At 73.1% G+C, this 24,258-nt stretch carries 22 protein-coding genes and 1 tRNA gene; 6 read left to right on the forward strand and 17 right to left on the reverse strand.

The annotated features are described in order from the left end of the window. Nucleotides 1-196 precede the first annotated feature (196 nt). A complete protein-coding gene (locus ACFWUZ_RS05690) occupies nucleotides 197-1,840 on the forward strand; it encodes a penicillin-binding transpeptidase domain-containing protein (protein ID WP_384367584.1) in 1,644 nt (547 codons plus the stop codon). Between the two features lie 296 nt (nucleotides 1,841-2,136). On the opposite strand, the gene ACFWUZ_RS05695 is transcribed toward ACFWUZ_RS05690, so the two are convergent. The 4 genes from ACFWUZ_RS05695 to ACFWUZ_RS05710 are packed head-to-tail and all read right to left on the reverse strand — an operon-like array spanning nucleotide 2,137 to nucleotide 5,947. After that, nucleotides 2,137-3,321, reverse strand: coding sequence for a serine hydrolase domain-containing protein (locus ACFWUZ_RS05695; RefSeq protein ID WP_384368071.1), 1,185 nt, complete (start codon nucleotides 3,319-3,321; stop codon nucleotides 2,137-2,139). A gap of 22 nt (nucleotides 3,322-3,343) precedes the next feature. Continuing rightward, the gene (locus tag ACFWUZ_RS05700; RefSeq protein WP_384367587.1) at nucleotides 3,344-4,132 is read right to left on the reverse strand and encodes an energy-coupling factor ABC transporter ATP-binding protein; all 789 of its coding nucleotides are present in this window, start codon (nucleotides 4,130-4,132) and stop codon (nucleotides 3,344-3,346) included. Next, complete coding sequence (gene cbiQ, locus ACFWUZ_RS05705) at nucleotides 4,120-4,881, reverse strand: cobalt ECF transporter T component CbiQ (protein WP_384367590.1); 762 nt, start codon at nucleotides 4,879-4,881, stop codon at nucleotides 4,120-4,122. The genes ACFWUZ_RS05700 and cbiQ overlap by 13 nt, the downstream gene beginning before the upstream one ends. 1 nt (nucleotide 4,882) lies before the next feature. After that, nucleotides 4,883-5,947, reverse strand: coding sequence for an energy-coupling factor ABC transporter permease (locus ACFWUZ_RS05710; protein ID WP_384367593.1), 1,065 nt, complete (start codon nucleotides 5,945-5,947; stop codon nucleotides 4,883-4,885). 167 nt (nucleotides 5,948-6,114) lie between these two features. Here ACFWUZ_RS05710 and ACFWUZ_RS05715 point away from each other — a divergent pair, with 167 nt between their 5' ends. Then, the gene (locus tag ACFWUZ_RS05715) at nucleotides 6,115-6,546 is read left to right on the forward strand and encodes an SsgA family sporulation/cell division regulator (RefSeq protein WP_384367596.1); all 432 of its coding nucleotides are present in this window, start codon (nucleotides 6,115-6,117) and stop codon (nucleotides 6,544-6,546) included. 75 nt (nucleotides 6,547-6,621) lie between these two features. On the opposite strand, the gene ACFWUZ_RS05720 is transcribed toward ACFWUZ_RS05715, so the two are convergent. Next, nucleotides 6,622-8,838, reverse strand: a complete 2,217-nt coding sequence (locus tag ACFWUZ_RS05720) for an MMPL family transporter (protein ID WP_384367599.1) — start codon at nucleotides 8,836-8,838, stop codon at nucleotides 6,622-6,624. 117 nt (nucleotides 8,839-8,955) lie between these two features. Beyond that, nucleotides 8,956-9,546, reverse strand: a complete 591-nt coding sequence (locus ACFWUZ_RS05725; RefSeq protein ID WP_384367602.1) for a TetR/AcrR family transcriptional regulator — start codon at nucleotides 9,544-9,546, stop codon at nucleotides 8,956-8,958. A 152-nt stretch (nucleotides 9,547-9,698) separates the two neighbouring features. Here ACFWUZ_RS05725 and ACFWUZ_RS05730 point away from each other — a divergent pair, with 152 nt between their 5' ends. After that, nucleotides 9,699-12,983 carry a S41 family peptidase gene (locus ACFWUZ_RS05730; RefSeq protein WP_384367605.1) on the forward strand — a complete coding sequence of 1,095 codons (3,285 nt, stop codon included), beginning with the start codon at nucleotides 9,699-9,701 and terminating at the stop codon, nucleotides 12,981-12,983. 112 nt (nucleotides 12,984-13,095) lie between these two features. Here the strand turns inward: ACFWUZ_RS05730 and ACFWUZ_RS05735 are convergent, their stop codons facing one another. The 4 genes from ACFWUZ_RS05735 to ACFWUZ_RS05750 form a co-directional block, all read right to left on the reverse strand. Beyond that, on the reverse strand, nucleotides 13,096-13,269 hold the full coding sequence (locus ACFWUZ_RS05735; RefSeq protein ID WP_384367608.1) for a hypothetical protein: 174 nt from the start codon (nucleotides 13,267-13,269) through the stop codon (nucleotides 13,096-13,098). A gap of 75 nt (nucleotides 13,270-13,344) precedes the next feature. After that, nucleotides 13,345-14,229: an SDR family oxidoreductase gene (locus ACFWUZ_RS05740; RefSeq protein WP_384367611.1), complete on the reverse strand. Its 885-nt coding sequence runs from the start codon at nucleotides 14,227-14,229 to the stop codon at nucleotides 13,345-13,347. After that, entirely contained in the window at nucleotides 14,226-15,152 is a 927-nt protein-coding gene (locus tag ACFWUZ_RS05745) for an alpha/beta fold hydrolase (RefSeq protein WP_384367614.1), read from the reverse strand. Before ACFWUZ_RS05745 ends, ACFWUZ_RS05740 begins: the two co-directional genes overlap by 4 nt. Beyond that, on the reverse strand, nucleotides 15,149-16,783 hold the full coding sequence (locus tag ACFWUZ_RS05750) for a flavin-containing monooxygenase (RefSeq protein WP_384367617.1): 1,635 nt from the start codon (nucleotides 16,781-16,783) through the stop codon (nucleotides 15,149-15,151). The genes ACFWUZ_RS05745 and ACFWUZ_RS05750 overlap by 4 nt, the downstream gene beginning before the upstream one ends. Nucleotides 16,784-16,942: 159 nt before the next feature. On the opposite strand from ACFWUZ_RS05750, the gene ACFWUZ_RS05755 reads away from it, so the two are divergent. After that, nucleotides 16,943-17,632, forward strand: a complete 690-nt coding sequence (locus tag ACFWUZ_RS05755; protein ID WP_384367620.1) for a MerR family transcriptional regulator — start codon at nucleotides 16,943-16,945, stop codon at nucleotides 17,630-17,632. Here the strand turns inward: ACFWUZ_RS05755 and ACFWUZ_RS05760 are convergent. Beyond that, nucleotides 17,614-18,423 carry an exodeoxyribonuclease III gene (locus ACFWUZ_RS05760; RefSeq protein ID WP_384367623.1) on the reverse strand — a complete coding sequence of 270 codons (810 nt, stop codon included), beginning with the start codon at nucleotides 18,421-18,423 and terminating at the stop codon, nucleotides 17,614-17,616. The two genes, ACFWUZ_RS05755 and ACFWUZ_RS05760, sit on opposite strands and share 19 nt — an antisense overlap. Before the next feature lie 38 nt (nucleotides 18,424-18,461). On the opposite strand from ACFWUZ_RS05760, the gene ACFWUZ_RS05765 reads away from it, so the two are divergent. Next, nucleotides 18,462-18,962, forward strand: a complete 501-nt coding sequence (locus ACFWUZ_RS05765; protein ID WP_384367626.1) for a GNAT family N-acetyltransferase — start codon at nucleotides 18,462-18,464, stop codon at nucleotides 18,960-18,962. 58 nt (nucleotides 18,963-19,020) lie between these two features. Here ACFWUZ_RS05765 and ACFWUZ_RS05770 read toward each other — a convergent pair whose 3' ends face one another. Continuing rightward, nucleotides 19,021-20,364 (reverse strand): CoA transferase, encoded by a 1,344-nt coding sequence (locus ACFWUZ_RS05770; RefSeq protein ID WP_384367629.1) that lies wholly within the window; start codon nucleotides 20,362-20,364, stop codon nucleotides 19,021-19,023. A gap of 162 nt (nucleotides 20,365-20,526) precedes the next feature. Between ACFWUZ_RS05770 and ACFWUZ_RS05775 the strand changes: the two genes are divergently transcribed. Beyond that, a complete protein-coding gene (locus tag ACFWUZ_RS05775) occupies nucleotides 20,527-21,018 on the forward strand; it encodes a hypothetical protein (RefSeq protein ID WP_384367632.1) in 492 nt (163 codons plus the stop codon). Between the two features lie 184 nt (nucleotides 21,019-21,202). On the opposite strand, the gene ACFWUZ_RS05780 is transcribed toward ACFWUZ_RS05775, so the two are convergent. From ACFWUZ_RS05780 to moaC, 5 genes are all read right to left on the reverse strand, one after another. Further along, nucleotides 21,203-21,276: transfer RNA gene (locus ACFWUZ_RS05780), tRNA-Ala, on the reverse strand. A gap of 78 nt (nucleotides 21,277-21,354) precedes the next feature. Further along, the gene (locus tag ACFWUZ_RS05785; RefSeq protein ID WP_384367634.1) at nucleotides 21,355-22,392 is read right to left on the reverse strand and encodes a hypothetical protein; all 1,038 of its coding nucleotides are present in this window, start codon (nucleotides 22,390-22,392) and stop codon (nucleotides 21,355-21,357) included. 157 nt (nucleotides 22,393-22,549) lie between these two features. After that, nucleotides 22,550-23,179 (reverse strand): GNAT family N-acetyltransferase, encoded by a 630-nt coding sequence (locus ACFWUZ_RS05790; RefSeq protein WP_384368073.1) that lies wholly within the window; start codon nucleotides 23,177-23,179, stop codon nucleotides 22,550-22,552. Continuing rightward, nucleotides 23,176-23,781: a molybdenum cofactor biosynthesis protein B gene (locus tag ACFWUZ_RS05795; protein ID WP_384367637.1), complete on the reverse strand. Its 606-nt coding sequence runs from the start codon at nucleotides 23,779-23,781 to the stop codon at nucleotides 23,176-23,178. Before ACFWUZ_RS05795 ends, ACFWUZ_RS05790 begins: the two co-directional genes overlap by 4 nt. Then, nucleotides 23,778-24,257, reverse strand: coding sequence for a cyclic pyranopterin monophosphate synthase MoaC (gene moaC, locus ACFWUZ_RS05800; protein ID WP_073919241.1), 480 nt, complete (start codon nucleotides 24,255-24,257; stop codon nucleotides 23,778-23,780). The genes ACFWUZ_RS05795 and moaC overlap by 4 nt, the downstream gene beginning before the upstream one ends. Nucleotide 24,258 lies beyond the last annotated feature (1 nt).

Raw genomic sequence — 24,258 nt, forward strand, 5'->3', positions numbered from 1 at the left:
CGGAAATGACGGGCCCGGCACCGGAAAGGTGCCGGGCCCGCCGTGCTGTCCGGGGCGGGGGCGGACGCCCGCAGCAGGCCCTTGACATGTTCCGGTCCGGTAACAAAGTCCTACTGGATCGTCAGCGCAGCGTAAGGTCTGCACCACGAGTTCTTTGAACATGTTCAGAGAACTGTGGTCCGGGGGAGGGACGGGAATGAACGGGGCAGCCAAGGGCGCCATCATCGGCGGGGTGTTCCTCGCGATGCTCGGCGGGGGCGGGTTCGGGGTGTACGCGCTGGTCGGCGACGCGGGCGGGGACGGCGAGGTCAGCAGCAGAGCCGGTGACGCCGCCTACCGCCCGGAGAAGGGCAGCGGCCCCGTCACCGCGAAGGAGACCGCCGAGACCGCCAAGGCCTTCCTGGCCGCATGGGCGGCCGGCGACGCCGGGGCGGCGGCCGACCTGACGAACAACGCCCAGGCCGCCCAGAGCGCCGTCGCCGACTACAAGGCCAAGGCGTACGTGTCCCGGGCCGTGATCACCCCCGGTACGCCCAAGGGCGACACCGTCCCCTTCAGCGTCGCCGCGGAGATCACGTACGAGGGCACGACCAAGCCCCTGGCCTACGAGTCCCAGCTGACCGTCGTACGCGGCGTGACCAGCGGCAAGGCGCTCGTCGACTGGCAGCCGTCGGTGATCCACCCACAGCTCCAGAAGGACGAGAAGCTGCGCGCGGGCGCCCCCGCGAGCCCGCCGGTCAAGGCGGTCGACCGCAACGGCGAGGAGCTGACGGCGGAGAAGTACCCCTCGCTTCGGCCCCTCCTCGATCAGCTGCGCGAGACGTACGGCAGCAAGACGGGCGGCAAGCCCGGCGCCGAGGTCTGGATCGAGCCGGCCGCCGCGGACATGCCCAAGCGGACCCTGCTGACCCTGGTGGAGGGGGAGCCCAGCGTCCTCAAGACGTACCTGGACGCGAAGGTGCAGGCGGCGGCCGAGAAGGCGGTCGCGAAGTTCCCGGAGTCCTCCGTGGTCGCCGTCAAGCCGAGCACCGGGCACATCCTGGCCGTCGCCAACCACCGCCAGGACGGGTACGACGCGGCGATGACCGGTAACCGGGCACCCGGGTCCACCATGAAGATCGTGACGGCGGCGATGCTGATGGACCGTGGCATGGTCGCGGCGGACAAGCCCGCGGAGTGTCCGAAGACGGTCTCCTGGGGCGGCCGCTCCTTCCACAACCTGAAGAACTTCGACCTGCCGACGGGCAGCACCTTCGCCACCGGCTTCGCGAAGTCCTGCAACACCGCCTTCATCAAGCAGATCAAGCCCGTCGACGACGACTCCGCCCTGTCGAAGGAGGCCACCGAGGTCTTCGGCATCGGCCTGGACTGGAAGACCGGCGTGAAGTCCACCGACGGCAAGGTCCCGGCCGCGACGGGCGCGGAGGCCGCCGCCGCGTACATCGGGCAGGGCCAGATCACCATGAACCCGCTGAACGTCGCCTCCATCACCGCGACCGCCCGCACCGGGGTCTTCCGCCAGCCGCTGCTGGTCTCCCCCGAGCTGGACGGCCGTAAGATCGCGACGGCTCAGCGCCGGATGAAGCCCGCGGTGCAGCAGCAGCTGGTCTCGATGATGCGGCTGACGGCCACCGAGGGCACCGCCCAGAAGGCGATGGCCCCGGTCGGCGGGGACAAGGGCGCGAAGACCGGCTCGGCGGAGGTCGACGGCGCGGGCAGCCCGGACAGCTGGTTCACGGGCTTCAGCGGCGACGTGGCCGCGGCGGCGATGGTCGAGGGCGGCGGCCACGGCGGCGACGCCGCAGGCCCGATCGTCGCCGCGCTCCTCACCGCCCCCTGACCACCCACCCAGCCTCCAGGCCCGAAGCACAGCAGCTCCGGCCCCACCAGCGCTCGAAGCACAGCAGCTCCAACCCGCCGACGCCCGCAAGCACGAGGCTGCCAAAACCAGCCCCGCCGAACTCGGCCCGAAGCACAGCAGATCCAGCCCCGCCGGCGTTTGAGGCGCGGGGTCCGGGGCGGAGCCCCGGCAACGGCGCCGCGCGGGACGCCCCGGCCCGGACAGGGCCGCGGGGCCGGACACGCCCGGCCGGGACAGGCCCATGGCGGGGCCGAGCGCCAGCGGCAGCGGTCCCCTCAGCCGACGGCGAGCAGCGCCGACCGCAGCGCCCGGACCAGCGCCTGCGCCCGCGGATCGGCGGTGACCGACTTGGCGAGGGCGTTGGTGACGTACCCGAAGCCGATGCCCGCCTCCGGGTCCGCGAAGCCCAGGGAGCCGCCGCGGCCCGGATGGCCGAAGGAGGCCGGGGACAGCAGCGGGGAGGCCGGCCCGTGCAGCATGTAGCCGGGGCCGAAGCGGGTGTTCACCACCAGCACCCGGTCCGGGCCGGCCGACAGCTCCTTGCCCGCGAGGGCGGTGGTCGCCGGGGTGAAGATCCGTGCCCCGTCCTCCACCACGCCGACGGTCGCCGCGTAGAAGCGGGCGAGGGCGCGCGCGGTGCCGATGCCCGCCGAGGCCGGCAGCTCGGCCGCCCGGTAGGCGGGGTCGTTCTCGTCCGGCAGCGGATCGATGGCCGCGAAGGCACGGCGGGTGAGGGACCCGGGGTCGGCATAGGCTTCGGAAACGTTTCTCCTGGGCCGGGTCCTGAGCATGCCCGCGCTCTCGGGCGGGTCGACGGGCGCGACCCTGCCCACCCGGTGGGCCTCCGCTTCGGGCAGCCCGATCCAGAACTCCAGCCCCAGCGGTTCCGCCAGCTCCTCCGCCCAGATGCCCCCCACGGTGCGGCCGGTGGCCCGCAGTACCAGTTCGGAGAGCAGCCAGCTGTAGGTCTGCGCGTGGTAGCCGTGCTCGGTACCGGGCTGCCAGAAGGGCTGCTGCGCGGCGACCGCGCGCGCTCCGGAGACCCCGTCCGCGGCCTCGGCGGCGGTCAGCCCCCGGTCCAGCGCCGGCACTCCGGCGCGGTGCGCGAGCAGGTCACGGACGAGGGTCCGGTCCTTCCCGCCCGCTTTGAACTCCGGCCAGTACGAGCCGACGGGCGCGTCCAGGTCGAGCAGCCCGCGCTGGTGCAGCAGCAGCGGGACGGCCGCGGCCACGCCCTTGGTCGCGGAGCGGACGATCTGCGCGGTGTCCGCGGTCCAGGGGGTCCCGGGCCCGGTGCCGTCCGCGTCCCTGGTCCCGCCCCACAGGTCCACGACCTTGCGGCCGTCCCGGTAGACGGCGACGGCCGCACCCCGGTCCCCGAGCAGCTCGAAGTTGCGTACGAACGCGTCCCGGACGGGCTCGAAGCCCTCCGCCACCACACCCTGGATGTCCACGGTCAGGCCAACAACCCGCGGCCTGCGGTTATGCCACGGCCACGGAGCGGGGGTCGAAGCCGAAGGGGAGTTCCAGGCGGTGGGCGCGCATCAGTTCCTCGTCGCACAGGAGCGTCTGCGTGCGGTCGTCCGCGGCGATGACGCCCTCGCTGAGGATCACGGCGCGGGGGCACAGCTCCAGCGCGTACGGCAGGTCGTGGGTGACCATCAGTACGGTCACGTCGAGCGAGCGCAGGATGTCCGCGAGCTCGCGTCGCGAGGCCGGGTCCAGATTGGACGAGGGTTCGTCGAGGACGAGGATCTCCGGCCGCATGGCCAGGACGGTGGCCACCGCGACGCGGCGGCGCTGGCCGAAGGACAGGTGGTGCGGCGGCCGGTCGGCGAAGTCCGCCATGCCGACCTGGTCCAGGGCGTCCAGCACCCGCCGCTCCAGTTCCGGGCCGCGCATCCCGGCGGCCGCCGGCCCGAAGGCGACGTCCTCCCGCACGGTCGGCATGAACAGCTGGTCGTCGGGGTCCTGGAAGACGATGCCGACCCGGCGGCGGATCTCGGCGAGGTTCCGCTTCTCCACCGGCAGCCCGGCGACGGTCACGGAGCCGACCCCGCCGGTGAGGATGCCGTTGAGGTGCAGCACCAGGGTGGTCTTCCCGGCGCCGTTGGGACCGAGCAGGGCGACCCGCTCGCCGCGCCCGACGGTCAGGTCCACCCCGAAGAGGGCCTGGTGGCCGTCGGGGTAGGCGTAGGCGAGGCCCGAGACCTGCAGGGAGGGGGCGGTCGCGGGGGGCGTGGCCGCGGAGGGTTCCGTCACAGGGTCCATCCCATCAGACAGACGGCGAGCGCCGTCACCGGGAGTACGGCCGCGTACGCCCACTGGGTGCGCGTGGCCGCGATCTCGTCGATCACCGGCATCGAGCCGGCGTAGCCGCGGCTGACCATCGCGAGGTAGACGCGCTCGCCCCGCTCGTAGGAGCGGATGAACAGCGCGCCGGCCGTCTTGGCCAGGGCTCCCCACTGCCGGATCCCTCGGGCCTCGAACCCGCGCGAGCGGCGGGCGATGGACATCCGGCGCAGCTCGTCGGTGACCACGTCCCCGTAGCGGATCATGAAGGTGGCGATCTGGACGAGCAGGGGCGGGAGTTTCAGCCGCTCGAGGCCCAGCAGCAGGGCCCGCAGTTCGGTGGTGGAGGCCAGCAGGACGGACGCGGCGACGCCGAGGGTGCCCTTGGCCAGGACGTTCCAGGCGCCCCACAGGCCCGAGACGCTGAGGGAGAGCCCGAGGACGTCCACCCGCTCGCCCTCGGCCACGAAGGGCATGAGGACGGCGAAAGCCACGAAGGGGACCTCGATCAGCAGCCGCTTCAGCAGGAAGCCGGGCGGGATCCGGGCCACGGCCGCGGCCGCCGCGACGAGGACGGCGTAGAGCCCGAAGGCCCAGACCGCCTCGCGCGGGGTGGACACGACGACGAGGACGAAGGCGAAGACCGCGGCGAGCTTGCAGTGCGGCGGCAGGGTGTGGACCGGCGAATGTCCGTGCCGGTAGAGCGTGTGGGCATGGCCGGCACCCATGTCAGACCGCCGTGGAGGACGCCGTGGAAGCAGCGGTCGGCTCGTCGGTGCGGCGGCGGCGCACCACCCAGAAGACCCCGGAGCCGGCGGCGACGGTCGCGCCGACGCCGATGACGCCCGCGAGGCCGACGGAGAGGCGCTCGTTCTCGACGTCCTTGATGCCGTAGTCGGCGAGCGGGGAGCCGGCGGTGGCGTGCTCGTACTCGTCGGCCTTGGCGTCGATGCCCTGGTCGGCGGCGACCTTCTCCAGTCCGTCGGGGCTGCCCGAGGCGAAGGAGGAGACGACTCCGGCGAGGACGAGGGCGGTGACCAGGCCGGCGGCCCAGACCTTCTTGGTGGAACCGGCCGCGGCCCGCTCCGGGGCGGCGGCCGCCGGGGCGTCGACGAGCTCTCCGCCCACGCGCAGCTGCAGCGGCGCGGTCAGCCCGCGCGCACCGTGCACGAGGTCGGGGCGCACCGCGATCACGGCGCCCACGGTGGCCGCGGTGATGGCGGCCTCACCGAGGCCGATGAGCACGTGCACGCCGACCATGGCGGTGAGCACCTTGCCGACGGGCACGTCGGTGGTCCCCCCGACGGCGTAGAGGAGGGTGAAGGCGGCGGCGGAGGCCGGCACCGACAGCAGCGCTCCGGCGAAGGCGGCGACGGTGACCGAGCGGCGGGTGCCGGGGAGCACCTTGAGCAGGCCGCGGAAGAGCGCGTAGGCGACGACCACGGTGACGACGCCCATGACGGTGATGTTCACGCCGAGGGCGGTCAGGCCGCCGTCGGCGAAGAGGATGCCCTGCATGAGCAGGACCACGGACACGCACAGCACCCCGGTACAGGGGCCGACGAGTATCGCGGCCAGCGCCCCGCCGAGCAGGTGGCCGCTGGTGCCCGCGGCGACCGGGAAGTTCAGCATCTGGACGGCGAAGACGAAGGCGGCGACGAGGCCGGCGAGCGGTGCGGTGCGTTCGTCGAGCTCGCGGCGGGCGCCGCGGAGACTGACGGCCACCGCGGCGGCGGCTGCCACTCCGGCGGCCACCGACACGGGTGCGTTGATGAATCCGTCGGGTACATGCATGGAGTGGCTCCGCTTCTCACAGTCTTTAACCGTTCAAGAATAGTGCCCAGTTGCAAACGGTTGGCAAGAGCGCCGAGGTCACAAATGGAGCCGCGCACTTTCGTCGGAATGTGCGAGGCTGGACAGACAAACGGACGCAAATGTTCCGATTTCGAGGAGTCGTGTCGATGTCAGCGACCGCCGAGAATCCCCCCGCTGCCCGGACCGCCACCGCGACCGCGACCGTCGCGCTCGTCGAGGAACGCGTCACAGCCCGCGTGATCAGCGACGATCCGCTCTACCGGGCCATCCCCGTCGCCCTGCGCTTCGTCCCCGACGAGCCGCTGGCCGTACGGATCGTCTTCCCCGCCGGCCTCTCCCCCGAGGGCACCGACAACGAGTGGGTCTTCCCCCGCGCCCTGCTGGAGGCGGGCCTGCTGGCCCCGACCGGAACCGGGGACGTACGCGTCTGGCCCTGCGGCCGCGTGCAGGCGGTCGTCGAGTTCCACTCCCCCGACGGGGTCGCCGTGATCCAGTTCGACATCTCCGCCCTGCGCCGCTTCCTGCGCCGTACGTACTCCCCCGGTCTCCGGCCGGGAGGTGCCCCCGCCACCCGGTAGGAGCAACGGCCCCGGCCCCGTACCGCCTGAGGTTCAGGCGGTACGGGGCCGGGGCGTTCGGCCGTGCGGAGCCGGTCAGGCGTTGACCAGCTCGCGGTCCTTGTCCGGGTCCTCGGGGGAGCCGGACGCCTCCGAGAGGTGGCGCCGCAGGCTCTCGCCCTCGACGTCCACGTTCGGCAGCAGCCGCTCCAGCCAGCCCGGGAGCCACCAGGCCTTGTGGCCGAGCAGCGCGAGCACCGCCGGGACGATGGCCATCCGGACCACGAAGGCGTCGAAGAAGACGGCGACGGCCAGACCGAAGCCGATCATCTTGACCATCTGGTCACTGGCGCCCATGAAGCCGGCGAACACCGCGATCATGATGACGGCGGCGGCCACGACCACCCGGGCGCTGTACTGGAAGCCGGTCACGACCGCCTGGCCCGGGCGTTCGCCGTGCACGTACGCCTCCCGCATCCGGGTGACGAGGAAGACCTCGTAGTCCATGGCGAGACCGAAGACCACGCCGACCATGAAGATCGGCATCATCGACATGATCGGGCCGGTCTGCTCCACGCCGAAGACCGAGCCGAGCCAGCCCCACTGGAAGACCGCGACGACCGCGCCGAGGGCGGCGACGACCGAGAGCAGGAAGCCGAGGGCCGCCTTGAGCGGAACCAGGATCGAGCGGAACACCAGCATCAGCAGCAGGAAGGCGAGGCCGACCACGAGCGCCAGGTAGGGCAGCAGCGCGTCGTTCATCTTCTGCGAGAAGTCGATGTTCATCGCGGTGGCGCCGGTGACCAGGACCTCGTCCCCGCTGCCGTCGCGGATCGTGTGGACCAAGTCCTCGGTCTGCGTGGAGGACGGGCGGTCCTTCGGGATGACGGTGATCACCGCGGCGTCGCCGTCCGCGTTGGGGGCCGGCGGGGTGACCGCGGCCACGCCCTCCAGGCCCTTGATCCGTTCGGCGGTCTCGTCGGCGAGCTGCTTGCCCCCGTCCACGACCACCATCAGCGGGCCGTTGAAGCCCGGGCCGAAGCCCTCGGACAGCAGGTCGTACGCCTGGCGCTGAGTGGTGGAGACCGGCTGGGCGCCGTCGTCCGGAAGGCCCATCTCCAGCTTGCTCGCCGGGATCGCGATGACGCCGAGGCCGATGACACCGGCCAGCAGGACCATGACCGGGCGGCGCAGGACGAAGCGGGCCCAGCGGGTGCCGCCGTTGGCCTTCTTCTCGATGCCGGCCCCCGCGGAGGTGGTGCTTGCGCCCTTGCCGAACAGCTTGCTCTTCTCGCCGGCCGGCAGGACCTTCCTGCCCGCGAAGCCGAGGAGGGCCGGGACCAGCGTGAGGGCGACCAGGACCGCGATGACCACCGTTCCGGCGGCCGCGACACCCATCTTGGTCAGCATCGGGATGTTGACGACGGCCAGGCCCACCAGGGCGATGACCACGGTCAGACCGGCGAAGACCACGGCGGAGCCGGCGGTTCCGGCGGCCCGGCCCGCGGCCTCGTCGCGCTCACGGCCCTCGGCGAGCTCCGCGCGGTAGCGGGAGACGATGAAGAGGGCGTAGTCGATGCCGACCGCGAGGCCGATCATCGTGGCGAGGGTCGCGGTGGTGTTGCCGAGGTCCAGCACGCTGGCGAGCGCGGTGATGGAGGAGACGCCGATGCCCACGCCGATGACCGCCGTCAGCAGCGGCAGACCGGCCGCGATCAGCGAGCCGAAGGTGATGACGAGGACGATCGCGGCGACCAGGATGCCGATGATCTCCCCGGAGCCGGTCTCGGGGGCCGCCATCAGCGCGTCGCCGCCGATCTCGACGGTCAGGCCCTGCGCCTCGGCCTCCCTGCCGGAGTCCTTCAGCGCCTCACGGGTCGCGTCGGTCAGCTCCATGCCGCTGACCTTGTACTTGGTGCTGATGTAGGCGGTCGAGGCGTCCTGGCTGACGGCCTGCGTCTGGTACGGGTCGGCGACCGAGGAGATCTGGTCCCGGCCCGGGCCGGACTTCAGGTCCTCGACGATCTTCTCGACCTGGCTCCTGGGGTCCGGGTCGGTCACCTTAGCCCCCGCGGGAGCCTTGATGACGATGCGGGCGGTGGCGCCGTCGGCGGCCATCCCCGGGAACTTCCGGTCCAGCAGGTCGAAGGCCTTCTGGGCCTCCGTGCCGGGTATGGAGAACGATCCGGAGGTGGGGGCGGACGCCGAGGCCGCGCCGAAGCCGGCGAGGAACAGCAGCGCCACCCAGACGAGGGCGACGAGGCGTCGGCGCCGGAAGGCGCCTCTGCCGAGGCGGTAGAGGAAGGTGGCCACGTCGTGGTTCTCCCGTTCGGGTCGTGGGATGGATCCGGTGCGGATCAGGGCATGGAGAGCCGGCCCGACGACGAGAGCGGCGTGTCAGGAGCAGCAGATGGGGAGGTACGGGTCGGATCAGACGCCGAGGGCGGGGAAGACCACGGCTTCGATGAAGTCACCGAGGAAAGTCCGGTCCACCGGACGGTCCTCGATCAGCGGGAGCGCGATGAACGCCCCGATGAGCATGTGCGGTACGAACTCCAGGGCCGGACAGCCCGGGACGATCTCGCCCCGGTCCACCGCACGCTGGAGCATCACCTGCAAGCCGGTGATCTCCGGGTCGACCAGCAGGTCCCGCAGCGCCTTGTGCAGCTCCGGGCTCTCGTGGACCGCATGGGCCAGACCCCGCATCAGCGCGGTGTCCTTGGCCATCTGCGCGTCGTCGGAGTGCTCGACCATGCGCGCGAAGTCTCCGCGCAGGCTGCCCGTGTCGATCTCCCGCAGCGAGACGGGCTGCGTACATCGCAGGGCTTTGGCGACCAGCTCCGGCTTGCTCCCCCACTGGCGGTAGAGGGTGGCCTTGCTGGACTTCGTACGGGCGGCGACCGCGTCCATGGTCAGCGCCTCGTAGCCGACGTCACGCAGGAGGTCGAGGACCGCCTCGTGCAGTTCGGCCTGCCGTTCGGGGGTGATCCGGCTGCGCCGAGCCGCCATCGCTTCGGTCATCGCCGCGTCTCCCGTCCGAACGAAACTGTTCCGTACGGTGGAAACCATACCCCCGCCCCCAACGAAACGAAACCGTTCCGTTTCGCTCAGGGGCGTGTCATGGATCACCTGTACGAGTTGCCAGGCCCCCTCCGCGCGGAAAGCATTGGGGGGTGAGTCACGACGTCGCGTACCTCCGTTTCCCGCACCTGCACGGCGACCTGCTGTGTTTCGCCACCGAGGACGATCTCTGGGTCGCACCGCTGGTCCCCGACGGACAGACTCCAGGCCGGGCCTGGCGGATCACCGTCGACCGGACCCGGGTCAGCCACCCCCGCTTCTCCCCCGACGGCCGGCACATCGCCTTCACCACCTGGCGCAGCCTCGACCCCGAGATCCACCTGGCCCCCGTCGACGGGGGCCCTGCCCGGCAGCTGAGCCACTGGGGCGCCACCGACACCCGCGTCTGCGGCTGGACCCCGCCCGACGAGGAGGGCCGCAGCGACATCCTGGCCGTCTCCTCGCACGGCCAGCCCTTCTCCTACTTCGCCTGGGCCTACAGCCTCCCCACCGACGGCGGACCGGGCGGCCGCCTGCCCTGGGGACCGGTCTCCGACATCCAGGTGCACGCCGGGGACGACGGTGAGCGGCGCACCCTGCTGCTCACCGGCAAGCCCCCGCACGAACCCGCCGCATGGAAGCGCTACCGCGGCGGCGCCACCGGCCGGCTCTGGCTGCACGGGCAGCGGCTGCTGGAGGACATCGAGGGCCACCTCGACTCCCCGATGTTCGCGGACGGCCGGATCGCCTTCCTCTCCGACCACGAGGGCATCGGCAACCTCTACTCCTGCCTGCCCGACGGCACCGACCTGCGCCGCCACACCGACCACGACGAGTTCTACGCCCGGCACGCCTCCACCGACGGCTCCCGGATCGTCTACCAGTGCGCCGGGGACATCTGGCTCGTGGACTCCCTGGCCCCCGACGCCGCTCCGCGCAAGCTCCAGGTCCGGCTGGGCGGACCGCGCGCGGGCCGGCGTGCGTACCAGGTGCCGGCCGCCAGCCACGTCGACTCCCTGTCCGTCGACACCACCGGGCGGGCCAGCGCCGTCGTGGTGCGCGGCAGCCTGTACTGGCTGACCCACCGCGACGGGCCGGCCCGGACCATCGCCGACACCCCGGGCGTCCGGGTGCGGCTGCCCGAGATGCTCGGCAGCGGCGGACAGGTCGCCTACGTCACCGACGCCGAGGGCGAGGACGCGATCGAGATCGCGTACCTCCCGCGCGCCTCCGGGGAACGCGAGCCGCGCCGGCTGGCCTCGGGCGAACTGGGACGCGTACAGGAGCTGCTGTCCGACCCGGACGGGGAACGCCTCGCCATCGCCTCCCACGACGGGCGCCTGCTGCTCATCGACGCCACCGAGGAGTCCGACGGCGAGGCCACCGAGCTGATCCGCTCGATCAACGGGCCCGTCACCGACCTGGCGTTCTCCCCCGACGGCTGCTGGCTGACCTGGTCGCACCCGGGCATCGGGCGCTCGCTGCGGCAGATCAAGATGGCCCGGATCGCCGGTCCCGGCGCCCGCACGGTCATCGACGTCACCAACGGCCGCTTCGAGGACGAGAGCCCGGTCTTCACCCGTGACGGGCGCTACCTCGCCTTCCTGTCCTGGCGCGGGTTCGACCCGGTCTACGACGTGCACACCGGCGACCTGTCCTTCCCGCTGGGCTGCCGCCCCTACCTGGTGCCGCTCTCCTCGGCGACCCCCTCGCCGTTCGCGTTCTCCCCCGACGGGCGCCCGGCGGCCGGCGGTCTCGACCCGGCGGAGGGGGATTCCGAATCGGGCGGCGACGGCGCGGTGATCGTGGAAGTGGAGGGGCTGGAGAGCCGCGTGACGCCGTTCCCGGTGTCGGCGTCGAAGTACTCGGCCCTGTACCCGGTGAGCGGCGGCGGGCTGGTCTGGCTGCGCTGGCCGATCTCCGGCGCGCTCGGCGAGACCTTCGCCAACCCGGCCGACACCAGCGGCAAGCCGACGCTGGAGCACTTCGACATGACCAAGGCCCGCAAGACCGAACTGGCCTCCGGGCTCGACTGGTTCGCGGTCAGCGGCGACGGCACCCGGCTCGTGGTCAACGACGACGGCGACCTGCGGGCGGTCCCCGCCACCGAGTCGGGCGACAGCGACTCGACGGTCTACCTGGACCTGCGGCGCATCCTGCACGAGGTGGACCCGGCGGCCGAGTGGCGCCAGGCCTTCGAGGAGGCCGGGCGGATCATCCGCGCCTACTTCTGGGAGCCGGACATGTGCGGCATCGACTGGGACGGGGTGCTGCGCCAGTACCGCCCCCTGGTCGAACGGGTGGCCTCGCCCGACGAGTTCGCCGACCTGCTCCGCGAGGTCCTGGGCGAACTGGGCACCTCGCACGCCTACGTCTCCCCCGCCCGCCGCAACGAAGGCCCCCCGCACTACCAGCGGGCCATCGGACTGCTCGGCGCCAACCTGGTGCCGCGGGACGGGGCCTGGGCCGTCAGCCGGATCCTGCCCGGCGAGTCCTCGGACTCCAAGGCCCGCTCCCCGCTGGCGGGCACCGGCATCCGCGAGGGCGCGGTGCTCACCCATGTGGACGGGCGGCCCGTGGACCCCGTCAGCGGCCCCTACCCGCTGCTCGCGGCGGCCGGGGGCACCACCGTGGAGCTCACCTTCCGGCCCGCGGAGGGCGAGGGCGGGGCCCGGCGGGTCGCGGTCGTGCCGCTGATCGACGAACGGCCGCTGCGGTACCAGGACTGGGTGTCCAAACGGCGCGAGGTGGTCCGGGAGATCAGCGGCGGCCGGTGCGGCTACCTCCACATCCCCGACATGGGAGGCTCGGGCTGGGCGCAGTTCAACCGCGACCTGCGGATGGAGATGTCCCGCCCCGCGCTCATCGTGGACGTACGCGGCAACGCGGGCGGGCACATCAGCGAGCTGGTGGTGGAGAAGCTGACCCGCTCGATCCTCGGCTGGGACCTCACGCGCAACGCCCAGCCGGTGTCGTACGCCTCCAACGCGCCCCGGGGACCGATCGTGGCCCTGGCCGACGAGGCGACCTCCTCCGACGGCGACATGATCACCGCGGCCTTCAAACTGCTCGGGCTGGGCCCGGTGGTCGGACAGCGCACCTGGGGCGGGGTGGTCGGCATGACCGGCCGGCACACCCTCGGTGACGGGACGGTGATCACGGTGCCGATGAACGCCGCGTGGTTCCCGGAGTACGGGTGGTCGGTGGAGAACCACGGCGTGGAACCGGACCTCGCGATCCTGCGCACCCCGCTCGACTGGGCCGAGGGGCGGCACGCCCAGCTGGACGACGCCGTGCACCTGGCCCTGGAACTGCTGGAGCAGGACCCGGCGCTGCGGCCGCCCGGTTACACGGACGTGCCGGACCGCCGCCGCCCGAAGCTGCCGCCCAGGCCGTAGCGGGGCGCCGGGCCCCGGCGGGCTCGGCGCACGCCGGAAGGGCCCGGTCCGCAGGAACGCTGCGGACCGGGCCCCTCCGGGAAGCCCGGCTGCGGTGCGGGCGCCGCCCCGGTCAGTCCTCGAAGCCGTTGTCGAAGGAGTCGCGGGCCCGGTCGGCCCGCGTCTTCGTCTGCTGCTCGGCCTGCGAGGAACGTTCGGAGGCCTCGTCCTGGGCGCCCTGCGCCTTGGCCCTGGCCTGCTCGGCGAGCTGCTTCGCCTTGTCCTGGAACTGGTCCTTGAGACCCATGCTGTTCCCTCCTGGGAGAGTGTCGGGGCGTGGCCCCGACCAGCCTGGCACGCAGCGACATTCCTCGCATGTCGGCTAGACGTGCCGGGTCCGCTCCTGCTCGTCGGCGGCCCCGCCCGCTCCCACAAGTCCCGTGGACACGCTGCCCAGTCGGGGCTCGAACCGCTTCATCTCGCGCTGTCCGACCACCCCGATGATCCCCGGCAGGTATCCGCGTACGCCCTGCATCCCGCGCAGCCACCACTGCGCGTACACGTGGGCCGAGCGCCGCTCGATGCCCGCCACGATCCGGTCGACGGCCGGACCGAGCGGGTACGTGCGGTTCGAGGGCCACGGCAGCCGTTGGCGCAGCTCCCGCATGACCTCGTCGCGGTCGGCGCCGCGCACCATGTCGGTGTCGGTCCAGGACAGGTAGCCGACGCCGACCCCGACCCCCTTGTACCCGACCTCGGCGCGCAGGCAGTGGGCGAAGGCCTCCACCCCCGACTTGGAGGCGCAGTAGGCGGTCATCATCGGCGCCGGGGTGATCGCGGCGAGGGAGGCGATCTGGAGGAAGTAGCCGCGGCTCTCCGTCAGGACGGGGAGGAAGGCGCGTGCGGTGACGGCCCCGCCGATCAGATTGACCTCGATCACCCGCCGCCAGGCCTCGGGGTCGGAGTCGGCGAAGGGCCCGCCGGAGGCCACGCCCGCGTTGGCGACGACGATGTCGACCTTGCCGAAGCGCTGCTTGACCTCCTGGGCGACCCGGGCCATCGCCTCGTGGTCGGTGACGTCGGCGTGCCAGTGGCCGCTGTCGGTGTGCAGCCGTTCGGAGACCTCCTTGAGGGCCTCCGGCTCCAGTCCGACGAGCGCCACCTTCGCGCCGCGGGCGGAGAGTTTGCGGGCGAGCAGTTCGCCGACTCCGCGGGCGGCGCCGGTGACGACGGCGACCTGGCCTTCCAGACTCCTGCGCGCACTCACGGCGTCTTCTCCTTCTCTTCGGCGGGGAGGTACAGCGCGGTCAGCTCGCGCAACGCGTTCGTGACGGCCTCGGGGGCTTCGACGGGTGTCATGTGGCCGGCCCCGGTCAGCTCGGTGAGCCCCACGCAGTTCGGCAGGGCGGCGGCGATCGCGCGGGCGTGCGCCACGGGGGTGAGCCGGTCGGCCTTGCCGCCGATGACCGCGGTCGGCACGGTGAGCCGGGCCAGCTCGGCGTCGAGGTCCAGCCCGGCCAGCACCCGGGACCAGGCGTGGCGGACCCCGGTGGGGCAGGCGTGCACGATGCGGGCGCAGGCCTCGACCTTCTCGGGCGCCGAGCCGGGGGCCATGGTGGCGTACTGGAGCACCTTCCGCGTGATCGGCGTGACCGGCCCGAGCGGGGCACGGGAGCCCAGGATCGCCCCGGTGACGCGGGTCCGCAGGCGCCCTGCGCGGAGCGGCAGGACGAGCGACTCCTCGACGAGCCGGGCGCTGCCGGTACTGCACAGCAGCACGGCCGCGGCGTGCTCGGCGAACTCCGGCCGCGCGGCGGCGGCCATGATCGTCATCCCGCCCATGGAGTGCCCGGCGAGCACGGCCCGTTCCCCCGGGGCGAGGGCCGCCCCGAGGACGGCGACCAGGTCGTCGGCGAGGACGGTGGTGCTGTGCGTGGTGGAGGCGGGACTGCGTCCGTGGCCGCGCTGGTCGTAGGCGATGACCCGGTGGTCCTTCGCCAGGTCCCGTATCTGTGCGGCCCAGAACGCGGTGGAGCAGGTCCAGCCGTGCGCGAGCACCACGGCCGGGGCTCCTTCCTCCCCGTGCACCTCGGCGTGCAGCCGGGCCCCGTCGGCGGAGACCGCGACGAGCTCCCGCCGCGCGGCGGGCGGGGCGTACCGCCCGATGGCGACGTGCGTCAGCCGGCTCATGCGCCACCCTCCGCCCGTGCGGCGGGCCGCCCGTCCCGGACCCCGCCGGAGGCCGGTCCGGCCACGCCGGGGTCCGGGGCACCGGCGGGGGCCTGTCCCGCCGTGGCGGGAGCCCCCACCGCGGCCGGGACCCGCTCGCGGTCGCGGACCCGCAGGACCTCGTACTCCGCCAGGTCGACGGTCCGCGTCTCCCGGCGGAACTCCCCGGTCGTACCCGGCCACACCGTCGTGTTGCGCCCCTGCGCGTCCAGGTACCAGCTGGTGCAGCCGCCGGTGTTCCACACCGTCCGCTCCATCCGGGCCTGCACCTGCCGGTTCCACTGGTTCACGGCGGACGGGCGGGCGGCGAGCGCGGCCCGCCCGCCCAGCACGCCCAGCTGGCGCAGGTAGTCGGCCATGTAGTTGAGCTGCGACTCGATCATGAGGATCATCGAGCTGTTGCCGAGGCCGGTGTTCGGCCCGATGATCGTCATCCAGTTCGGGAAGCCCGCCGCGGTGGCCCCGCGCAGCGACCGCATCCCGTCCTTCCACTCGTCCGCGAGGGTCTTGCCCTCCGCGCCCACCACCCGGTCGGCGATCGGCATGTCCGTGACGTGGAAACCGGTGCCGAAGATGATCGCGTCGACCTCGGTCCCGGTGCCGTCGGCGGCGACCAGCACCGAGCCCCGGATCTCCTTGAGCCCGGAGGCGACGAGGTCCACGTCGGGCCGGGCGAGCGCCGGGTAGTACTCGCTGGAGAGCAGGATCCGCTTGCAGCCGATCCGGTAGGAGGGCGTCAGCTTGGCGCGCAGCTCCGGGTCCTTGATCGAGCGCGCCATGTTGGCCTTGGCCAGCGATTCGATCAGTCCGAGCTGGTTCGGCCGCTTGGTGAAGGCGCTGACCTGGAGTTCCCGGATCCCCCACAGCAGCCCCCGCCGCGCCGCCCGGGTGAAGGGCAGCTGCCGGTGGAGCCAGCGCTCCACGGCGGAGATCGCCCGGTCGGTGCGCGGCATCACCCACGGCGGGGTCCGCTGGAAGAGCGTGAGGCGCTCCACCTGGGGGGCGATGGCGGGCACGATCTGGATGGCGGAGGCACCCGTGCCGATCATGGCGACGCGCTTGCCGGACAGGTCGTAGTCGTGGTCCCAGCGCGCGGAGTGGAAGACCTTGCCGGGGAATCCGGCGAGTCCGGGGACCTCGGGCATCTTCGGGTCGGACAGCGGTCCGGTGGCCGAGACGACCACGTCGGCCGTCAGCTCACCGGAGGAGGTCTCGATCTCCCACCGCAGCTCCTCGCTGTCCCAGCGCATCATCCGCACGTCGGAGTCGAGCCGGATGTGGGGGCGCAGCCCGAAGGTGTCGGCCACGTGCTCCAGGTACGCCCGGATGTGCGGCTGCCCCGAGAAGGTCCGGGGCCAGTCCGGGTTGGGCGCGAAGGAGAAGGAGTACAGGTGCGACGGGACGTCGCAGGCGCACCCGGGATAGCTGTTGTCGCGCCAGGTCCCCCCGACCGAGCCGGCTCGCTCCAGGACGACGAAGTCGGTGATCCCCTCCCGCCGCAGCCGTACGGCGGCGCCGAGCCCGCCGAATCCCGACCCGATCACTGCCACTCGTACGTGCTCGCGCCGCTCGCGCTCGCCCCTGCCGCCCATGCCCGCCGCCTTCCGCTTCGTCCGCAGTACCAGCCACGCCACACACCCTCACAACGCTGCCAGCAATCACTGGCACAATCGGGAGGGTAGAGCAGCCCCGTACTCATGGGTAGGGGGCACGCCCGGAAAGTTACTGCCGGTACGGCTTAGGCTGCGGCCGTGGCGAAGGAAGAGACGGAAGCGAAGACAGTGCGTGAGTACCGCACGGAGGAACTGGCCGAGGCGGCCGGGATCCCGGTGCGCACCCTGCGCTTCTACCGCGAGCGCAAACTGCTCCCGCCACCGCGCCGCGAGGGCCGGATCGCCTGGTACGACGACCACCACCTGGCCCGGCTGCGCACCATCACCGCCCTGCTGGAGCGCGGCCACACCCTGGGCGGCATCGCCGAGCTGACCGCCGCCTTCGAGAACGGCCGCGACGTCGGCCAGCTCGGCGAGCTGCTGGGCATCGGCTGGTCGGAGGAGACCCCGGTGCGCCTCACCCCGGAGGCGCTGGCCGACTACTTCGAGGGCGAGGTCACCCCGGAGAACCTGGCCGCCTCGCTCGACCTCGGCTACCTCGCCACCGACGGCGACGAGATCGTGCACGTGAGCCGGCGTCTGCTGGACGTCTCCTCGGCCCTGGTCCGCGAGGGCGTCCCGCTCTCGGCCGTGCTGGAGACGGGCCGCCGCGTCCGCGAGCACGCGGACGCGATGGCGGCCCTGTTCACCGAGCTGATCTCGGCCCACCTGCCGCAGGACGCCCTCCCGCGCCTGCGCCCGCTGGCCAAGAGCGTGGTCGAGGCCGAGCTGACGATGGCGATGGACCGCCTGCTCGCCTCCGGGTCCCGTCACACACCGAGCGCGTAGACGACCGTCACCGGCGCGTGGTCGGACCACCGCTCGGGGTGCGTCTCGGCCCGCTCGACGAACGCCTTGACGGCCTTCGCCGCCAGCCCGGGGGTCGCCACCTGGAGGTCGATGCGCCAGCCCGCGTCGTTGTCGAAGGCCCGCCCCCGGTAGGACCACCAGGAGTACGGCCCCTCCGTGTCGGGGTGCAGCGTCCGCACGACGTCGACGTACCCGGCGCCCGCCTCGTCGTAGACCTGCCCCAGCCACTCCCGCTCGTCGGGGAGGAAGCCCGCGTTCCTGCGGTTGGTCTTCCAGTTCTTGAGGTCGGCTTCCTCGTGGCAGATGTTCCAGTCGCCGCAGACCACGACCTCGCGGCCGTCCGCGGCGGCCCGCGCGCGCAGCTCCCGCAGGTAGGGCAGGAACTCCGCCATGAACCGGTACTTCTCGTCCTGCTTCTCGGTCCCGGCCTCCCCGGAGGGCAGGTAGAGGCTGGCGACCGTCACACCGGGGAGGTCCGCCTCGATGTACCGGCCGGCCGCGTCGAACTCGTCGCTGCCGAAGCCGATCCGCACCGCCTCCGGGGCCCTGCGCGTGTACAGCGCGACCCCGGCGCGGCCCTTCGCCGCGGCCGGCGCGAAGACGGTGTGCCACCCCCCGGGCTGCCGGACCTCCTCCGGAATCTGCCCTTCCTCGGCGCGCACCTCCTGGAGGCAGACCACATCGGCGTCGGATCCCTGAAGCCACGCCCCGAAGCCCTTCCTGGCTGCGGCGCGGATCCCATTCACATTCACGGAGGTCACAGTGAGCATCCGAGCACCATAACCGGAGGGTTCCGTACGATGTCCGGATGTCTCACGCGATCCAGCTCCTCCCCGTGCCGTACGACCACCCGGACGCGGTGAAACTCAACGACCAGGTCCAGCTCGAGTACGCGGTGCGCTACGGCGGTGAGGGCGATCTCACGTTCCTCGACCCGGCGATGTTCCTCCCGCCGCGGGGCCTCTACCTGCTCGCGTACGACGCCACGGGCGCGCCGGTGGCCAGCGGCGGCTGGCGCAGCCAGGACGCGAACGAGGAGGGTTACGCGGACGGGGACGCCGAGCTGAAGCGCATGTACGTCATACCGGAGGCGCGCGGCCTCGGCCTGGCCCGCCGGATCCTCGCGGAGCTGGAGCGGGACGCCCGCGCGGCGGGCCGGGTCCGCATCGTCCTGGAGACGGGCGACCAGCAGCCCGAGGCGATCGCGCTCTACGCCTCCGCGGGCTACACGGCCACCCCGAAGTTCGGCTACTACCGCTTCCACGACAGCAGCCGCTGCATGGCGAAGCCCCTGCACTCCCCCGCCTGACCCCGGCCCCGCACGGCCCGGCCCGGCGGCCTCCTGGGCTGCGCCCGCCGCACCCGGCCTACCGCGGGAGCCAGACGGCCCGGTCCGTGCCCCAGCGGGACGGGCCCGCCGCCCAGTCGCCGAAGGGGCTCGCGGCGTGGCGCAGCGCCCCGTACCCCGAGCCGGACTCCCGCAGCCACGGCTGCGGCGAGTACCCCCCGGCGGCCGCGTCCCCCGCCGCCGGCACCTCCCGCACCAGCCACGACGCCGTCCCCGCCAGCGAGAACCGCAGCGCGCACCCGCCCCCGTCCGCCAGGCCCCGCAGCACCCCGGCGGCCACCAGGTACCCGGTCCCGTGGTCGAGCGCCTGCGCCGGCAGCACCCCCGGGACCCCGTCCGCGCCCGCACACCGCGCGGAGATCCCGTAGCCCGCCTGCACCAGCGAGTCGAAGCCCCGCCGCCGCGCCCAGGGCCCCTGCGGGCCCCACGCGGACAGTTGCGCCACCACCAGGCCGGGCCTGCGCCGCAGCAGCTCCCGCGCCCCGAGCCCGTACCGCTCCAGCGCGCCGGGGCGGTAGCCCGTCACCACCACGTCGGCCTCGGCCAGCAGCCCCTCGAAGACCTCCCGGTCCGGGACGGCGCCGAGGTCCAGCAGCGCCGACCGCTTCCCGAAGCCGGTGTCCGCGTACGCGTCGTCCGCCTCCGCCGGCCCGGGCGCGTCGATCCGCAGCACGTCGGCCCCGAGCAGCCCGAGGGTCCGGGTGGCCACGGGTCCGGCGATGACCCGGGTCAGGTCCAGCACGCGCACCCCGGCCGCGGGACGCCCCCGGGGAGCCGGCCCGAGCACCCGGCCCCGCCCGCCGGGGTCCCGTACGACCTCCACCAGCGGCTGCGGCGCGCCGTACTCCCCGGCCACCGCGACGGCCAGCCCGCCCTCCCCGTACGCCCGCTCCTGCACCTCCAGGGCGGTCAGCCGGGCCACGGCCTCGCGCAGCCCCTCCGGGGTCGCCGAGCCGAGCCCCAGCGCGCGCACCAGCGCCGCCTCGTGGTGCGGATAGTTGGCGTGCGTCCGCACCCATCCGTCCCCGGCCCGCCAGAACCCGGACAGCGGCGCGAAGTTCACCGGAGCACGCCCCTCCACGCGCAGGTGGCGCTCGCTCACGAAGGCGGTCGCCACCGCTCCTTCGTCCACCGTCACCGGTGCGACGGCGTCCACGCCCCGGCCCGCCCGCACCTCCCCCAGCTCCGCCGCCGCCAGGGCGCACACGCCCACCGTCGCCCGCGCCAGTTCCCTTACGGGCAACGGCCCGTCCCCCAGCCCGGCCGCCCCGGCGTACCCCACCCGACCGGCCGCTCCCTGCGCCCCACCGAGCGCCGCCCACGCGTGCACCGTCGCCCGATCGCCCGCTCCGCTGATCACCATCCGCCCATTCTCGGCCCTCCCCCCACTGAACTAGGCTGCGTACGAAAGGGCGTTCGCTTCACGTTCGCCTTCGCATCCGCGCACGGAGGGAACCCCTCCCTCGGCCACCACGACCGGCTGCGGAAGACCGACCGCGCATCCCGGCCGACGGAAAGCAGTCCCGTGCACCACCGATCCCACCGCATCCGTCGCTGCGTCGCCGCCCTGGCGGTGCTCGCCGGCTCGCTCACCGCCTGTGGCTCGGGCGCCTTCGAGCGCTGCGTACCGCAGGCGTCGACGGCGAGCGCCGCCGAGCTCGCCGGCAGCTACGAAGGCTCCCTCGATGCCGAGGGCGTGCGCCTCACCCTCACGGCCGCTCCCGGCCAGAACCGGGGCGGCACCCTCACGGTGGAGAACTGGCCCACCGGGGGCTTCCACACCTCCGAACCGGGCAGAGCCTTCACCGGCTCCGGCACCTGGGAGATCGACACCGGCCGGGCCACGAAGGGCCGCTCCCTGCTCCGCCTGCACTTCGAGGAGCCGGAACTCCTCCTGCCGGGCGACGTCCTGGACACGCTCTCCATCGGCATCGATTCCGAGCGGACCTTCCTCTACGACGACTTCGACCCCGACGTCTGTCCGGACTTCCGCCTGAAGCTCCGGCAGGACGGCTGATCCCCGCCCCGGGCCGGCCACAGGTCCGGCTCCCGGTGGGCGCGCCTGCGGCCGGCTACGCCGCTCACCCGGAGGAGAACTCCCCACGGACCTCCGACCCCCGCAAACGCCGAGATCCCGCCCGGTCTTCCGACCGGACGGGATCTCGTGACGTCCACGAGAGCTACTCGCGAACTGTCGTCTGTGGACCTGTGGGGATTTGAACCCCAGACCCCCTCGATGCGAACGAGGTGCGCTACCAGACTGCGCCACAGGCCCTTGCGACGTGTGAAACATTAGCATCCCCGCGCGGGTGCTCCAAAACCGGTTTCGGGGAGCGTCCGCGCAGGTCATCGATCACTCGTTCGCGGCCCGCGGACGCTCGTCGCTCTCGTACTGGTCGAACAGCGGCGTACGGCCCCGGTCCCGGCCGCGGGGCCGCGGGGCGGTCGGGGGCTTCGCCTCCGGGGCGGGGGCCTGGGGCTGGGCGCGCAGGCGGGGTTCCGTGGGCTCGGCGGTGCTGGAGCGGGTCGCGCTCCAGGCGTCCGGGGCCGCCGGGCCGGTGGCCCGCGGGGCGACCGGAGCCGTCACGTACGTGGGCAGCGGGACCGGGACCGGCTCCCAGCTGTCACCCCGGGCGGGACCGCGTTCGCGCTCGCGCTGCTGGTCCACCCACTCGGCGTGATCGGTCTGCTCGACGAGCGCCCTGCGCCCCGCCTCCTGGGGGGAGACCGGCGGAGCAGGGTCCGGTTCGGTGCCGGCCCCGGCATCGTCCTCAACGTCGCGGCGGCGCGGGCGGCTCTCACGCAGCTGCCGGGCGGCCGCCTCGGCGCGCCGCCGGTCCATCGTGAACTCGTAGCGCCGCCGCTCCTGGACCCGCAGGTGCACGATGTACGAGCTCAGCAGCAGGGCCGGTACGGCCGGGGCCCACAGGTAGCCGAGCCCGCCGACCGCCGCGACGACCGCGCCGAGGGTGAACACGAGGAAGAGGAGCGCGGTGGTGCGCCGGCGCCGGGCGAGGACCTGGAGGCGCTGCTCGCGCCGGGCCCGCTCCGCCCGCTGCTCCCGGCCGGGGTCGGCCGGTCTCGGCTGCTCCGTCCTGGTCGGGGGTACGACAAAGGCCCGGGCGTCGGCGTCCGCGGAATCAACCGATTCCGTGACCGCGTCCGGGTCCGCGTGGGGCTGGGGATCCCCCTCCTCGGCACCGCGCTCACGCAGCCCCTTGGCGTAACGGCGCTCCATTCCCGCCCGGCCGGAAAGCAGCCGAATGGCGGTGGAGAAGCGTTCCGTCGGACGAGCCTCGTTCAGCTCGTCCTGCCTCCGGAGCCACATGGGCACCAAGTAGGCGGCCCAGGCCCCGACAATGACTGCGTAGATGAGGCCGCTGCTGCTCACACCTCACACCGTAGAGGGGCGCGGGCGAGGGGATCGGCCAATCGGGCCGGTGTGTCGCACGATCTCGCTGATATCACGGACTTTTTTTGTGATTCTTCGGATCAGGTTATGGGCGAATCGGCACGCCGGGGCAGAAATTCGAACTGGTATTCGCTTTTCATTTCGGCGGGATCTCGGGGTGCCGCGTCCGGTGCCAGCGGCGCAGCAGCCCTTCCGGCACCTCCTCCACCGTGATCGCGTACACGAGGTGGTCGCGCCAGGCCCCGTCGATGTGCAGGTAGCGCGGCCGCAGGCCCTCCTCGCGGAGCCCCAGCTTCTCCACCACCCGCCGGCTCGGCCCGTTCTCCGGCCGGATGCACACCTCGATCCGGTGCAGCCCCACCTTCCCGAAGCAGTGGTCCACGGCGAGGGCGACCGCCGTCGGCATCACGCCGCGGCCCGCGACGTCGCGGTCCACCCAGTAGCCGATGTGGCCCGCGCACATCGAGCCCCAGGTGATCCCGGCCACCGTCAGCTGGCCGACCAGCCGGCCCTCGTACTCGATGACGAACGGCAGCATCCGTCCCGCGTTCGCCTCCGCCCGCAGGTGGCGGACCATCTGGCGGTACGTCGGCCGCTGGATCACCGGCCCCCACGGCGCGGGCGGCGGGATCGTGGCCTCCCACGGCCGGAGCCAGTCGCGGTTGCGCCGGTTGACCTCGCGCCAGGCCCGCTGGTCCCTCAGCTTTATCGGCCGGAGCGTGACGGCGCCGTCCGTCAGGACCGCAGGCCAGGTAGGGCCGTTCAGCTCGCGCTCCCGGAGGGCGGCGGAGCTTCGCCGGGCCGGGGGTGGTCGCCGCCCCGGATCTGGTCCACGGCGTGCAGGAGCAGCCGGGAGAGCACCGCGAGGCCGTCGCGGACCCCGCCCGTGGAGCCCGGGAGGTTCACGATCAACGTGTGCCCGGCCACGCCCGCCAGGCCCCGCGACAGCGCCGCGGTCGGCACCTTCGCCAGGCCTTCGGCGCGGATGGCCTGCGGGATGCCCGGGATCTCGTAGTCGAGGACCTTCGCGGTGGCGTCCGGGGTGCGGTCGGTCGGCGAGATGCCGGTGCCGCCGGTGGTCAGGATGACGTCGTACCCGGCCGCCACGCCCTCGCGCAGCGCCTGCTCGACGGGATCGCCATCGGGCACGACCAGCGGGCCGTCCACGCCGAACCCGAGCGTCTCCAGGGCCTCGGCCAGCAGCGGGCCGCCCCTGTCCGCGTACACGCCCTGGGAGGCCCTGTTCGAGGCCGTGACCACCAGGGCCCGCGGTGCGGGAGCCGAACCGGCCCCCGGCGGCTCGGCCGCCCAGGCCTCGCCGGTTGCGGGGTGGTGGCTGTGGACCTCGCCGCCGCGCGGGGCGTTCACGAGCGGGCCCAGTCGCCGGACTTGCCGCCGGTCTTCTCCTCCACCCGGACGTCGGTGATCACGGCGCCCTTGTCGACGGCCTTCACCATGTCGATCACCGTGAGGCCGGCGACCGCGACCGCGGTCAGCGCCTCCATCTCGACGCCCGTGCGGTCGGTCGTCCTCACCGTGGCGAGGATCTCGACGGCGTCGTCGGCGACCGACAGGTCGACCTTCACCCCCGAGACCGCCAGCGGGTGGCACAGGGGGATGAGGTCGGGGGTCTTCTTGGCGCCCATGATCCCGGCGATCCGTGCGGTGGCGAGGGCGTCGCCCTTGGGAACGCCCTCGCCGCGCAGCAGCTCGATCACCCGGGGGGACACGAGTACCCGTCCGCTGGCCCGCGCCGTACGGGTGGTGACGTCCTTCTCGGACACGTCGACCATCCGGGCCGCGCCGGCCTCGTCGATGTGGGTCAGCCTGCTCTGCGTACTCATG

The sequence above is a fragment of the Streptomyces sp. NPDC058646 genome, assembly GCF_042716875.1.
Lineage (GTDB): Bacteria > Actinomycetota > Actinomycetes > Streptomycetales > Streptomycetaceae > Streptomyces.

Bases quoted from the DNA above. Each gene is read 5' to 3' on its own strand.
- ACFWUZ_RS05690 (WP_384367584.1), top strand. From the start codon at position 197: ATGAACGGGGCAGCCAAGGGCGCCATCATCGGCGGGGTGTTCCTCGCG.
- ACFWUZ_RS05700 (WP_384367587.1), bottom strand. From the start codon at position 4,132: ATGGACCCTGTGACGGAACCCTCCGCGGCCACGCCCCCCGCGACCGCC.
- cbiQ (WP_384367590.1), bottom strand. From the start codon at position 4,881: ATGGGTGCCGGCCATGCCCACACGCTCTACCGGCACGGACATTCGCCG.
- ACFWUZ_RS05710 (WP_384367593.1), bottom strand. From the start codon at position 5,947: ATGCATGTACCCGACGGATTCATCAACGCACCCGTGTCGGTGGCCGCC.
- ACFWUZ_RS05715 (WP_384367596.1), top strand. From the start codon at position 6,115: ATGTCAGCGACCGCCGAGAATCCCCCCGCTGCCCGGACCGCCACCGCG.
- ACFWUZ_RS05725 (WP_384367602.1), bottom strand. From the start codon at position 9,546: ATGACCGAAGCGATGGCGGCTCGGCGCAGCCGGATCACCCCCGAACGG.
- ACFWUZ_RS05735 (WP_384367608.1), bottom strand. From the start codon at position 13,269: ATGGGTCTCAAGGACCAGTTCCAGGACAAGGCGAAGCAGCTCGCCGAG.
- ACFWUZ_RS05745 (WP_384367614.1), bottom strand. From the start codon at position 15,152: ATGAGCCGGCTGACGCACGTCGCCATCGGGCGGTACGCCCCGCCCGCC.
- ACFWUZ_RS05750 (WP_384367617.1), bottom strand. From the start codon at position 16,783: ATGGGCGGCAGGGGCGAGCGCGAGCGGCGCGAGCACGTACGAGTGGCA.
- ACFWUZ_RS05760 (WP_384367623.1), bottom strand. From the start codon at position 18,423: ATGCTCACTGTGACCTCCGTGAATGTGAATGGGATCCGCGCCGCAGCC.
- ACFWUZ_RS05765 (WP_384367626.1), top strand. From the start codon at position 18,462: ATGTCTCACGCGATCCAGCTCCTCCCCGTGCCGTACGACCACCCGGAC.
- ACFWUZ_RS05770 (WP_384367629.1), bottom strand. From the start codon at position 20,364: ATGGTGATCAGCGGAGCGGGCGATCGGGCGACGGTGCACGCGTGGGCG.
- moaC (WP_073919241.1), bottom strand. From the start codon at position 24,257: ATGAGTACGCAGAGCAGGCTGACCCACATCGACGAGGCCGGCGCGGCC.